This window comes from Achromobacter xylosoxidans (assembly GCF_001457475.1).
GTDB classification, from domain to species: domain Bacteria; phylum Pseudomonadota; class Gammaproteobacteria; order Burkholderiales; family Burkholderiaceae_B; genus Achromobacter; species Achromobacter xylosoxidans.
Genome location: NZ_LN831029.1, coordinates 2,557,058 through 2,569,487 on the forward strand (window position 1 = coordinate 2,557,058; position 12,430 = coordinate 2,569,487).

Here is a 12,430-nt window from a genome sequence, read left to right on the forward strand (position 1 = left end):
GGCTACGCGCCGTTGTCGCCGACCACGGGGCCGATGCCGGCTTCGACGCCGACGGCGCGGCGCCTGCCGTGCAGGTCGAAGGATTCCTGCCGGTCTCCGGGCGCGGGGTCGCGGATCCAGATCTGCGCCGACAGTCCCGACTTGGCGCTGTAGTCGCCGAACCAGTCCACCACCCGGCCCACGTAGCAGCGCGGGCCCGCCTGCACCGTCACGTCGGCGACGGTCTCGTAGCTGTAGTGGCCCGGCCCGAAGCCGAAGTAGGCGCCGCTTTCGTCCTGGGCGGTGCCGGCCGGCACGGGACACAGCGGCTTGCGGCTTGGCGCGTCGCCCCAGGCGCGGTCGGCGGGCACGGCGGCCACGGCGCGCGTCAATGCCGCGTGCAGCGTCTCGTCCAATGTCCTGACCGTGCCCTTGTCGCTGTTCTTCTGCTGGCGCGGCACCGACAGTTCGTAGCGGTAGCGCACCGTCAGCGTCGGCACCTCGCCCACCCGGCGCAGCGGCCGCAGCAGATGGAGCCGGTCTTCGCCGTAGGCGCCGACGCGGTAGACGGCGTAGACGCGGTCGCGCAGCCGGATCCAGTCGCCCGACTGGTTGGCGCCGCGGCCATTGATCGTATAGAGCGAGGCGCCGGCGTCCGGCGCGCCGCTCAGGTCGGCCGGCAGGAAGCGGTCGCCGTCGCGGCGCAGGGCGCTGACCTCCGAGAACAGCCCGGTGCCGCCGATGTAGCTGTCTAGCACCAGGTCGCGGCGGCCGTCGCCGTCCAGGTCCAGCAGCAGGTAGGAGACGGACCCTTCTTCGGCGTCGGATTCCAGGTCCGACGCCAGCACGGCGGCCCATTCGTCCTCGGTGACACCCGCCGGGCGGGCGGCGGGCAGGCGCGCCGGGCCGTCGCCGTCCGCCGCGCGTTCGTTGTGGATGGCGCTGGCCTCGGCCTTGAGCGAGCGCGCCGCCAGCACGGTTTCCACGGCAAATTCCGGATTCGACTGGCGCGCGGCCTCGATCGCCTGGCGCAGGTCTTCCAGCGCCAGGCGATCGATGTCGTCGGGGCGATAGGCCAGCGCGCGGGACTGCTGCGCCTGCAGTTGCGCCAGGCGGGTGTCGTAGCGCTGGCGCAGGCATTCGGCATCGCTGCCGCAGGCGTCGCGCTGCTTGAGCCAGCCGCGTTGCGCCTGGCGCAGCGCCTCGTTCTGCCCGGGCTGCTGGGCGGCGCGCAACCTGGCATAGGCGGCGCCGAGCTCATCGTCGAGCCGGTACAGCGCGGCATCGGCGCACAGCGTCTTCTCGGTGGGCGTGCGCGCCCGCGCGCAATCCATGCCGGCCACGGCGGGCGCGGCGGCCAGGGCGAACAGCAGGGGCAGGGCGGCAAGCCAGCCGCGCGGGCGAAGGACGGTCACGGCGCAATTCCTCTAGGGATCGTGGCCGGCGGCCACCCGGGCAGCATGGTACCGGACCGCGCCACCCGGTAAATACGGATGTTTGCCTTTGCTTACATTACACTGTGCGGTGTAGCGCGGTCGATGACGCCGGACGCGCGCGTTGCTCGTCCCTCCCGACCCGCCGTTTTCTCCTTCGCCGCGATGATTGATGATCTGGTTCAATTGGGCAAGCTGGTCAGCCTGGGCCTGGCGCTCATGCTGCCGCTGGCCAATCCCCTGACCTCCATGACCATGCTGCTGTCCCTGGGACAGCACATTCCCTACAAGGAGCGCGAACGCCAGATCCGGCAGGCCGCCTGCTATGTGGTGGGCATCATGCTGGTCACGTACTACGCCGGCGCCTGGATCATGGCCACGTTCGGCATCTCGATCCCGGGCCTGCGCATCGCCGGCGGACTGATCGTGGTCAGCATCGGTTTCACCATGCTGTTTCCGTCGGCGGCCAGCGCCGCCAGTGACGAGCGCGAGGCCGACGTCGCCGCCGATGTCGCGATTCACCGCCAGGTGCCCAACATCGCTTTCGTGCCATTGGCGCTGCCGGGCACGGCGGGGCCGGGCACCATCGCCATGATCATCAGCGCGGCTTCGACCGTCGGCGGCGAGACCGCCAGCCAGTATCCCGCGTGGACCATCGCCGTCACGCCGGTCATCGTCTTTTCGCTGCTGGGCCTTTTGTTCTGGATCTGCCTGCGTTCGGCCGGCCGCATCGTCGCCCTGATCGGCAACGGCGGGGTCGAGGCCATCTCGCGCATCATGGGTTTCCTGCTGGTGTGCATGGGCGTGCAGTTCGTCATCAACGGCGTGCTGGAAATCGTGAGCCAGCATGGCGCCGGTGCCTGACGCCACCCGCGCCGGCTGGGCCCGGCGCGGCCTGCGGCTGCTGGGCCGGGCCGCGCTCAGCCTGCTGATGCTGTTCTCCATCGGGTGGGCCTGCCTGGCGTTCTGGTATCAGGGGCCGGGGGCCGTCTGGGCCAAGGCGGTGCTGATGCTGGCCTGGGTCGCGCTGGGGCTGTATGCCTTGCTACGGCTGTGGCATGGCGTCGGTCGCTTGCGCCGCCGGCCCGCGTTGTGGGCCTACCTGTTGGCCGTGATCGCGCTGGCGGCCTGGTGGCAAGGCATCGCGCCCTCCAACGACCGCGTCTGGGCCGACGACGTGGCCCGCACCCTGCGCGGCAATGTCGCGGGCAGCATCGTCACGCTGGACAATGTGCGTGACTTCAAGTGGCGCTCGGACAGCGATTACACGCAGCGTTGGGAAACCCGGGTCTACGACCTGAACGACCTGCGGTCGGTCGACATGGTGCTGTCGTACTGGGACGGCCCCGCCATCGCCCACACCCTGGTCTCGTTCGGTTTCGCCGATGGCCGTCACGTGGTGTTCTCGGTCGAGATCCGCAAGGAGCGCGGCGAACAATTCTCGGAGCTGGGCGGCTTCTTCAAGAAGTTCGAGTTGAGCGTGGTTGCCGCCGACGAGCGCGACGTGCTCTACGTGCGCGCCGGTCCGCGCGCCGAGAATGTCTACATCTACCCGGTGCAAATGCCGGTCGATGCCATGCGCGAACTATTCCTGTCGTACGTGCGCACCGCCAACGAGCTGGCGGACACGCCGCGCTTCTACCACACGGTCACCGCCAACTGCACCACGCTGGTCTACCGCATGGTGCGGGCCATCGTGCCCGGCCTGCCGCTGGACTACCGCATCCTGTTGTCGGGCTACCTGCCCGAATACCTTTATGAGCAAGGCGGACTCGATACCCGGCTGCCACTGCAGACGCTGCGCGAGCGCGGCTTCGTCGGCATTCCGCCGATCCTGGGCGAGGATTCGATCGGTTTCTCGCGGTCGATCCGCCGTCACCTGCGCGCCGAACCGGCGGGGGGAGCGCCATGATCTCGCTGCGCGCCGTATGGCTGGCCCTGCTGCTGGGCGTACTGGTGTTCCTGCTGATGCGCACGCCCGGCGTGCGGCTCTATGACGCCATTGCCCGCCGCTTGCGCGGCCGGCGGGCCGGCCAGACGCCACGCGATCCGCGGCCCCAGGGCAAGGGCGCCCGGGCCCGGCGCGCCAGCCAGGCGCGTCAGCCGGGGTAGGGGCGCGCCAGCGCCTGTCCCGCCAGCGACACCAGCGGCGGCAGCGCGAAGGCCCACAGCCCGATCGACACGTGCAGCAGCGCGGCCGCGCCGCAACCGATCGCGAACGCCAGCACCGCCCGTCCCATGCGTCCCATGCGGCGCCTGGCCGCCTCGTCGGCCTGGCCGCGCGCGGCGTCGGCCAGGTCCAGCATGATCTGCGTGGTGGTGCCCGTCATCAGCGTCGAGGGCGGGGCCGCGCCCAGGTGCACCCGATGCACCGCGTTCTGGATCGACATCGCCAGCACCAGCGTCATGCCGGTGGCGAACAGTCCCCAGCTGTCGCCCGGGGCAAACGGCCCCAGCGCCAGGGCCAGCGCCGCGGCCACGCACAGCAGCAGCGTCTTGGCCGTGAGCAGCCGCATGAACGCCGGCTTGCCCGCGTCGCGTCGTGCCTGCCCATAAAGCCGCGCCAGGAACACGCCCAGGCAGAACATCGGCAGGGCCGCCAGCTTGGTCCAGGCGCCCGAGGCGCCGTTGCCGAGCGCGTAGCCGATGGTGACGAAGTTGCCGGTCACGTGCGCCGAAAACAGGCCGTGCAGCGCGATGAATCCAAGGGTGTCGACATAGCCCGCGTTCAGGCTCAGGAGCAGCGGCAGGCGTTCGTCGAGCGGTGTGGCGGGGGCGGGCATGGTTGATCCCTTGATGCGGTTGAAGGCCGGGAGACCCGGCGCGAACGGCGCGGAACGGATTGAATGGCTCCGGCGGCGCCTAACGTTGTATCGCAGTTCGCAGGCACGGCAAACCCTCGACGGGACCGCGATAAGATAGCGGCCACCCATCATTGCGCCTCTGGCAGGCGCGTCGCCCTCCAAGGAAGCCGTCGATATGTCCTTTCCCGCCGCTGATCTCCGTGGCTCGCTTGCGCTGGCCGGGCGCGGCAGCCAGGCTGGCAACGCGCGTGCGATGCTGCTCGCCGTCCTGTTGGCCCTCGTTCCTGCCAGCGCCGCGCGCGCCGAGGCCACCCTGGTCGTCGACCTGCTCGACATGGCCCGCGATGGCGATCAGGCGGCCGCGCTGCTGGGCGTCATCTCCATCGATCTGGACGAATCGCAGGCGGCCGACGGCATGGTGCAGTCCGGCGCCTGCCCCGGGCCGGTGCCGCAGGACATCAATACCGAGGAGCCTTGCTACGCGGCTGTCCTGCGCGACAGCCATCTGCAGATATCCGACCTGCGTTCCCAGGTGCTGGTCCAACTGGGCAATACCGACTATCTGCTGTTGCGCTGGCGCACCACGCCGGTAGGCAATACGCCGGCGCAGCCAGGCGGCCATTTCTTCCAGGTCACTGTCGGCTACAACGGCTTCTACAACGGCAACCAGGGCGAGTTTTTCGACCTCAGCCGGCTCCCGGGCGAACTGGATCCCGACCAGCCTTACTCCTTTCTCCGGCAGTACTACGACGATCGCCTGAACCAGCTTTATCGGCGCACGCTGGCCTCGCCGGCCCTGCGCGCCGAAGACGCCGACGCGTTGCGCCGGGCGCAGCGGGAATGGTTGAAGAAAACCGAGTCCCAGTGTGGCACGGCGCGGGACCAGGGCTCGGCCGATGAGCAGGCACAGGCCCGCTGCGTGGCCGAGCGCAGCGCACAGCGCGTCTGGGAAATCAAGAAATTGCGCTTGCAGTGGGGACTGGCACGGGACCTGACGTAGATCCCGGCGGGCGAGGCGTGCTGCGACCAACGCGCGTCTGGCTGACCTGTTCAACAGTCAGAGTCGGGGGGGAGCTCTTGCTAAGGAAGTCAAGCGTGTTGACGGGGAAAACGGCCATTTCCGCACCTCGGGCGTAAAGGGCAGTCGTCTTGGAGGACGACGCCAATACGCGAGTTGCGGTGAGGCTCTGTAAGGCGTTGGAGGAAACAGCACTTCCTGGCAACGCCCGCAAGACTGGGCCTGATTTCGGGAGCCTAAGGGTGGTCTGTCGCGTCACCGACAGGGTTCAGTAGAGTCACTCGCTTGCCCCTACACCCTGAAGCTCTTTGCCGGACGCTACCCCGGCGCTGTGTCGCATGTTCACTTTTGCCGTTCCCCTATCTCACCTTTGGGGTGGCTCAACTGCCGCGTTAGCGTCCAGTGATCCCTGAGCGGTTGAATACGCGGCAGATTTGCTTTCTTGGGACACCCACTATAAATGCTCTAGACAGCAGGGCGAAAAATTCGCCTGTCCGGAAAGCGCCAGGACGCACACCATCCTGGTCTCCCACTCATTCTGGATCACATTCGAGGCTGACAACCTCGAAGATATCGAGCCGAAGCTCAATGTCCCGGATCATAAGTCACTCTACCGTTAATAGCCAAGTATCATGAGGGTCGCGCAGAATGAGCAGCAGGACACTACATGGAATCAGGCACGAGGCCCGGTAATGCACGGGTCCAGCGTTTTCATTTGAATGCGACGGGTCGCGACTTTGCGGTGGGTGATATCCATGGCCATTTCGGTCGGCTCGATGCCGCACTGGCCGCCGCCAAGTTTTCACCCGACCATGATCGATTGTTCGCCGTCGGGGACCTTGTTGATCGCGGGCCAGAGTCCGCCGATGTATTAGCGTGGTTGGAGCGCCCGTGGTTTCATGCCATTTGTGGGAATCACGATCTCATGACTTGGCGGCGGGCGATGAACAACCCGGTTCCCCAGGTCGATCATCGCCTCCATGGTGGTGAGTGGTTGGATGCATGCGATAGCGATACCCAAGCACGTATCGGTGCGTGCTTGAACGCCTTGCCGTTGGCAATTGAGGTCGAAACGCCGGGCGGTGTTGTCGGTCTGGTACATGCCGACTTTCCTTATGACGACTGGCAAGCTATCCACGGCGCTACCTTCAGTCCAGAGGACGAGGATGCATGCCTGTGGTTCATAGACCGATATCGACTGCAATATGCCCAGCCTGTTCGCAATGTTCGGGCGGTTGTCCATGGCCATATGACGCTGCGCAAACCAGCACAGCTCGGCAATGTCTACTACATCGATACTGGTGGATGGCAAGATGGTGGAAGGTTCACGTTGCTGGATCTACATACCCTCAAACCTTGGCTGCGTCGTTCCTGAGTGTGTTCAGAACACGCTAATCAGAATTTGGAGTTGCAGTAGTGATCTCATGTGCAATTATTGAACAGTCAGACTTGACGACAAATAAAAGGTATTTGGCTAGTAAGGCAGTCCCACCTAATTGGATTGTGTACCAAGCCACGTATGCTAATAGTGATGAATTCCGTCGTGTTCTATCGTGCGCAATTGAGAATTTGCACCGTCTCGACGATCAGGACCCGAAAATACTAATCATTAGCGGCCACGGCATACCTCGAACGGGTACCGATATTGAGTCAGGTGACGGCGCTCAAATCATGTTCTGGGACTACAAAGACTACTTTCGTGTTTTGCCTCCTAATCTTGTTATTTATCTCAGTGCTTGTTTTGGGATGTACCCATCTTCCTCGGTTCTCCAATCAGATGACTGGAACCGCCCCTATGTGTTGGGTCCTCTGGTAGACATAAAATTCGAGCATGCAAATGAATTTCAGCAAGAACTCCTAAAAATTGTAGAGGCTAGCACCGGAGCCCAGCTGAATGAAGGACTGCGAAGTTTGGTCCAGCGTTTTAATGACAAGAAGAGCGTGAGAGATATGCAGTACGGCGGCCGAGAATGGTTGTTCGGTATGTTTGATGAGGATGGGAATTTTTTCCCTTCTGAGTTCCAGGGAGCGCAGTTGGCCGCGCCGGTGGAAGGTAAGCAGTTCGTTGTCGTCCGGGAGCTTATCCAACGCGAGGCCGGAGCTACTCCTGTTGCGTGCATTGTGGAGAATGATCTTGGTGACCTTCAACATGCATCTCTTACAGAACTGGCAGGCTTAGTAGGACGCCTCGAAGATTTGGTGGGAACGCGGTTTGAAGTTGTCTACCAGAAAATTTCGTCGGATCAGTTTGTGGATGAGAGCAGACGTATGGACTACATCAACATTGTCAGGGCCAAGAAGCGAGACCTGAACCGTTGACTCTCGAATCGTATTGAAGTTTCGGCAGGCGGGGCAGCTACATAGTCTGATGTCCCAAAGGCTAACTTCGTGTGCTGAGCCGGGTAAGGCTTGTCCCAAATCTGTCCCACTCGCGAGCCAATTTTTTCCGTACTTGGGTGCATACGCTGATTTCCCATTAGCTACCGAAAATCACCGGGCGGACTTGTGCCGCGGCGGCGGCATTAGCCGCGAAGCCAATAAATCAAGCCTGTAGAAACAAAAAAGCCTTGGAACACATTGTGTTTCCAAGGCTTTTTCATCTGGAATTTTGGTGGAGCGGAGGAGGATCGAACTCCCGACCTTCGCATTGCGAACGCGACGCTCTCCCAGCTGAGCTACCGCCCCAAATCAAGCAAGAGCGCAACTATACAGGAATTTCCGCGCGCCGTGCAAGCCGGTGCGCAAGATTTTTGGCTCAATCGAACGTCAGCGTGGCCACCACCGGCGCGTGGTCGGAAGGCTGCTCGTTGCGGCGCGGTTCCTTGTCGATGACGCAGGCGGTGCAGCGCTTGACCAGCGGCGGCGACAGCAGGATGTGGTCGATGCGCAGGCCGGCGTTGCGGCGGAACGCGAACTGCCGGTAATCCCACCACGAAAACGACTTCTCGGGCTGCTCGAACAGGCGGAACGAGTCGGCCAGGCCCAGATCGATCAGGTCGCGCAGCGCCTGGCGCTCGGGCTCGGAGACCAACACCTGGCCTTCCCATTTCTCGGGGTTGTGCACGTCCTCGTCGGCCGGGGCGACGTTGTAGTCGCCCAGCACCGCCAGGCGGGGGTACTGCTTGATCTCGTCGGCCAGCCAGGCGCGCATGGCGGCAAACCATTCGAGCTTGTAGGCGTACTTGTCCGAGCCGACCGATTGGCCATTGGGGCAATAGGCGCAGACCACGCGCACGTCGCCGTCCGCGCTGGGGAAGGTCAGGGCCAGCACGCGCTGCTGCGGGTCTTCGTAGGTGGGCAGGTTGCGCACCATGGACGTGCCCGGCACGCGCGACACGATGGCAACGCCGTTGTAGGTCTTCTGGCCGGCCCAGACCGCGTGGTAGCCGGCCTCTTTGAAGGCGGCCTCGGGGAACTTGTCGTCGGTCAGCTTCAGTTCCTGGATGCAGAGCACGTCGACGGGATTGGCGGCCAGCCAGTCCAGCACCTGGGGCAGGCGCACGTTGAGGGAGTTGACGTTCCAGGTGGCGAGTTTCATGTTGCGTGTCTGCCCGAATATTGTTGTGGCTGGCCGTGCCGGACGCATGGCGTCGCGCTGGCGGACGGCGCGTGGCGGCGTCCCATCGAAATCCGATCCGGGAAAGCGCCGTTATCTGGGCCAGATGATACCGTGCCCGGCGCGCGCGCCGCGCGGCTCCGGCATCACCCCTTCACCAATCCGCCATCCACTATCAAATTCTGCCCCGTCACCGCGCGCGACCACGGGCTGGCGAAGAACAGCACCGCGTCGGCGAACTGTTCCGGCGTGGTCACTTCGCGCAGCGGCGTGCCGGCGGCGATCAGGTCGAACACCTCGTCGGGCGTGGCGGCCGAGGCGTCGGTGGTGCGCAGCAGGCCGCCGGACACCATGTTGACGGTGATGCCGTCGGCGCCCAGTTCGTGCGACAGCGTGCGCGTGAAGGCCAGCAGGGCAGCCTTGGCGGCGGTGTAGTCGTGGTACGGCACCACCGGATTCTGGACCAGGTTGGTGCCGACGTTGATGATGCGGCCGCCGCCGGCCGCGCGCATCGACGGCAGCGCGGCCTGGGTGGTGTTGAGGGCGGCGCGCACGCTGCCTTCGAACTGCGCGTTCATGCGGGCCCAGTCGAGCGTGTCGGCATGCGGGCGGGCGTCGCCGTCGAAGCGGAAGGCGGGCAGGGCGTTGTTGACTACCGTGCCGACCGGCAGACCGAAGTGCTCGCTGGCGCGCGCCACCATGGCGGCCACCGCGTCGGCGTCGCGCACGTCGGCCCGCGCGGCCAGGGCGCGGTCCGGGGCGGTGGCCGCCAGTTCGCGCGCCGCGGCTTCGCTGTTCAGGTAGTTGACGACGACCCGCGCGCCTTCGCGCAGGAAGGCGCGCGCGATGGCCGCGCCCAGGCCGCGGCTGGCGCCGGTGACGATGACGAGTTGCTGGTCCAGGGGGAGGGCGGTGCTGGGCATGGCGGTGATCAGGCAGGAAAACGGGCGATGAATCGGATGGACAGGGTGAAGCGGAAAGGGCCGGCGCCGGGCGGCTATCCCGGCGCGACGTCGCAAGAAGGGTGGTTCACTGTTCCGAGCCGCTGTTGAGCATGCGGCTGCGGGCCTTCTCGATGTGGGCGCGCATGATGTTGCGGGCGCCCTCGGCGTCCTGTTCGCGGATCAGCCGATAGATCTGGCGGTGCTCGTCGATGGCGGCGCGGGTGCGCTTCCAGGGTTCGCTGTGCACCAGGTGGCGCATCACGTTGACGGCATGGCTGACGTCGTACTCCAGCGATTTGAGCACCTGCACGAAACGCTGGTTGCCGGTGGCCGCCGCGATGGCGCGGTGAAAACCGTAGTCGTGGTGGTGGGCGATGGCGCCGGCCGCATCGGCGGCCTCGTAGCCGGCCAGCATGCGGTCCATTTCGGCCAGGTCGTCGTCGGTGCGGCGCAGGGCGGCCAGATAGGCGCATTCCGGTTCGATCACCATGCGCAGTTCCAGGCCCTCCAGGATGTGGCCGACGCGGCGCGCCGGGTCGACCGCGGGCATGCCGCCCATCAGGTCGGGCTTGGCCCGCACGTAGCTGCCCGAACCGCGCATCGACTCGACCAGCTGGTCTTCGCGCAAGCGGTCCAGCGCCTGGCGCACCACCGGCCGCGATACTTCGAACAGCGCGGCCAGTTCCAGTTCGGTCGGCAGCTTGGCTCCGGGCGCGATCTTGCCGGTGGCGATGGCGTAGAACAGGCTTTCGTAGACCCGCTCGGCGAAGCGTTCGGCGCGCACGTAGCCCAGGCCCGAGGCCACTTCGGCCAGGACGTCCAGCTCGGGCCGCGGCCGGCTGGCGGCGGTGAGCAGCTTGTCCAGTTGCGGATCGCGCACCTTGCTCATTGCCTTGCTCCCATGGCGCGAAGGCCGGGTTTGTTAATGGTCATGACAAATCGGAAAACGGCTGCCGGCGTTGGAGTGCATGGCGGCATGGCTTGGGACCCTAGGGATAACCCGAGTCGGCATCAAAATATCCTGAAGCTTGGGATAAAAGCTGTCAATTCAATTGACAAGTTGCGAGGCGCTCCCTTACCTTGGACGAATCCCTATAACCACACCGCGCGCCATCGACGCCCGGGTGGCGCGATCCGGCTGCACCGGGCGCGCCAGGAGACCCCCGCATCCGCGCGTTCCGCAACCGGCCAACCGGCCGCTACTTTACTCCGCACACCGTGACTCAGAAGAACTTTATCGCCAATCAATGGGTGCCCGCCGCCAGCGGCGAAACCATCCCCGTGCTGAACCCGTCCGATGGCAAGGTGTTCGAGGCCATCGCGCGCTCGGGCGAGGCGGACGTGGATCGCGCCGTGGCGGCCGCGCGCCAGGCCTTCGAGGGCGAGTGGGGGCAGATGGCCCCGGCCGCCCGCAGCCGCCTGCTGATGCGCATCGCCTTCGCGCTGCTCGACCGCCAGGAAGAGCTGGCGCAGCTGGAGTCCGCCGACACCGGCAAGCCGATCAAGCAGGCCCGCGCCGACGCCGCCGCCGTGGCGCGCTATTTCGAGTTCTATGCCGGCGCGGTCGACAAGCTGCACGGCGAGACCATTCCCTACACCCCGGGCTTCACCGTGCTGACCGTGCGCGAAGCGCATGGCGTGACCGGCCACATCGTGCCCTGGAACTACCCGCTGCAGATCTTCGGCCGCAGCGTCGGCGCGGCGCTGGCCGCGGGCAACGCCTGCGTGGTCAAGCCGGCCGAGGACGCCTGCCTGTCGCTGCTCAAGCTGGCCGAGATCGCCGCCGAGGTGGGCCTGCCCGCCGGCGCGCTGAACATCTGCACGGGCTATGGCCACGAGGCCGGCGCGGCGCTGTCGGCGCATCCCGGCATCGACCACATCTCGTTCACCGGCTCGCCGCAGACCGGCAAGATGGTGGCGCACGCCGCCGCCGAGAACCACGTGCCGGTGACGCTGGAGCTGGGCGGCAAGTCGCCGCAGATCGTGTTCGACGACGCCGACCTGGACGCCGCCATGCCGGTGCTGCTGGCCGCCATCATCCAGAACGCGGGCCAGACCTGCTCGGCCGGCAGCCGTGTGCTGATCCAGCGCGGCGTCTACGAGAAAGTGCTGGCGCGCCTGGGCGAGGCGTTCGCGGCCACCGTCACCGGCCCCGCCGCGCAGGACCTGGACGTCGGCCCCCTGATCAGCGCCCGCCAGCACGACCGCGTGCGCGGTTTCCTGGCCGAGGCCGAAGCCGAGGGCCTGAAGGTCGCGGCGCGCGGCCAGCTCAAGGACGGCGCGCCCGACAGCGGCTTCTACCAGCCGCCGGTGCTGTTCCGCGACGTGCCGCCCAAGAGCCGCCTGGCGCAGGAAGAGGTGTTCGGCCCGGTGCTGGCCGCCATGGTGTTCGACACCGAGGAAGAGGCGCTGGAGATCGCCAATGGCACGCTCTACGGCCTGGTGGCCGGCGTCTGGACTCGCGACGGCGGCCGCCAGCTGCGCCTGGCGCGCAAGCTGCGCGCCGGCCAGGTGTTCGTCAACAACTACGGCGCCGGCGGCGGCGTGGAACTGCCGTTCGGCGGTTCGCGCCAGTCGGGCTACGGCCGTGAAAAGGGCTTCGAGGCGCTGTATGGCTTCACCACCCTGAAGACCATCGCCATCCGCCACTGATCCGGCGGCGGCCGGGCGTGACGCCCCGGCAGGGGCGGGCGCCC

At 66.1% G+C, this 12,430-nt stretch carries 12 protein-coding genes and 1 tRNA gene; 7 read left to right on the forward strand and 6 right to left on the reverse strand.

The genetic code is table 11. The features are described from left to right. Nucleotides 1-2 precede the first annotated feature (2 nt). Nucleotides 3-1,394, reverse strand: coding sequence for a lysozyme inhibitor LprI family protein (locus AT699_RS11540; RefSeq protein WP_024068573.1), 1,392 nt, complete (start codon nt 1,392-1,394; stop codon nt 3-5). Between the two features lie 183 nt (nt 1,395-1,577). On the opposite strand from AT699_RS11540, the gene AT699_RS11545 reads away from it, so the two are divergent. Genes AT699_RS11545 through AT699_RS11555 form a run of 3 tightly spaced genes read left to right on the forward strand, consistent with a single transcriptional unit; the run spans nt 1,578 to nt 3,524 of the window. Then, nucleotides 1,578-2,276 (forward strand): MarC family NAAT transporter, encoded by a 699-nt coding sequence (locus tag AT699_RS11545; protein ID WP_006386414.1) that lies wholly within the window; start codon nt 1,578-1,580, stop codon nt 2,274-2,276. Then, the gene (locus AT699_RS11550) at nt 2,260-3,324 is read left to right on the forward strand and encodes an Lnb N-terminal periplasmic domain-containing protein (RefSeq protein WP_006386413.1); all 1,065 of its coding nucleotides are present in this window, start codon (nt 2,260-2,262) and stop codon (nt 3,322-3,324) included. Before AT699_RS11545 ends, AT699_RS11550 begins: the two co-directional genes overlap by 17 nt. Continuing rightward, on the forward strand, nt 3,321-3,524 hold the full coding sequence (locus tag AT699_RS11555) for a hypothetical protein (RefSeq protein WP_024068574.1): 204 nt from the start codon (nt 3,321-3,323) through the stop codon (nt 3,522-3,524). Before AT699_RS11550 ends, AT699_RS11555 begins: the two co-directional genes overlap by 4 nt. Here AT699_RS11555 and AT699_RS11560 read toward each other — a convergent pair. Beyond that, nucleotides 3,512-4,195, reverse strand: coding sequence for a YoaK family protein (locus AT699_RS11560; RefSeq protein WP_024068575.1), 684 nt, complete (start codon nt 4,193-4,195; stop codon nt 3,512-3,514). The two genes, AT699_RS11555 and AT699_RS11560, sit on opposite strands and share 13 nt — an antisense overlap. Nucleotides 4,196-4,391: 196 nt before the next feature. Here AT699_RS11560 and AT699_RS11565 point away from each other — a divergent pair, with 196 nt between their 5' ends. The 3 genes from AT699_RS11565 to AT699_RS31485 all read left to right on the forward strand — a co-directional run bounded on the left by AT699_RS11565 (nt 4,392) and on the right by AT699_RS31485 (nt 7,553). Further along, entirely contained in the window at nt 4,392-5,216 is an 825-nt protein-coding gene (locus AT699_RS11565; RefSeq protein ID WP_024068576.1) for a lysozyme inhibitor LprI family protein, read from the forward strand. A gap of 685 nt (nt 5,217-5,901) precedes the next feature. Then, nucleotides 5,902-6,609, forward strand: coding sequence for a metallophosphoesterase (locus tag AT699_RS30925; protein ID WP_081247827.1), 708 nt, complete (start codon nt 5,902-5,904; stop codon nt 6,607-6,609). Nucleotides 6,610-6,905: 296 nt separating this feature from the next. Then, nucleotides 6,906-7,553 (forward strand): hypothetical protein, encoded by a 648-nt coding sequence (locus tag AT699_RS31485; protein WP_131727222.1) that lies wholly within the window; start codon nt 6,906-6,908, stop codon nt 7,551-7,553. Between the two features lie 290 nt (nt 7,554-7,843). Here the strand turns inward: AT699_RS31485 and AT699_RS11580 are convergent. From AT699_RS11580 to AT699_RS11595, 4 genes are all read right to left on the reverse strand, one after another. Next, a tRNA-Ala gene (locus AT699_RS11580) sits at nt 7,844-7,919 on the reverse strand. 70 nt (nt 7,920-7,989) lie between these two features. Then, nucleotides 7,990-8,772: an exodeoxyribonuclease III gene (gene xth / locus AT699_RS11585; protein WP_006386403.1), complete on the reverse strand. Its 783-nt coding sequence runs from the start codon at nt 8,770-8,772 to the stop codon at nt 7,990-7,992. Nucleotides 8,773-8,936: 164 nt separating this feature from the next. Continuing rightward, complete coding sequence (locus AT699_RS11590) at nt 8,937-9,713, reverse strand: 3-oxoacyl-ACP reductase (RefSeq protein WP_024068578.1); 777 nt, start codon at nt 9,711-9,713, stop codon at nt 8,937-8,939. Nucleotides 9,714-9,819: 106 nt separating this feature from the next. Then, entirely contained in the window at nt 9,820-10,623 is an 804-nt protein-coding gene (locus AT699_RS11595) for a FadR/GntR family transcriptional regulator (RefSeq protein ID WP_020927258.1), read from the reverse strand. Nucleotides 10,624-10,952: 329 nt separating this feature from the next. Here AT699_RS11595 and AT699_RS11600 point away from each other — a divergent pair, with 329 nt between their 5' ends. After that, entirely contained in the window at nt 10,953-12,386 is a 1,434-nt protein-coding gene (locus AT699_RS11600) for an aldehyde dehydrogenase family protein (RefSeq protein ID WP_006386399.1), read from the forward strand. Nucleotides 12,387-12,430: the final 44 nt, after the last annotated feature.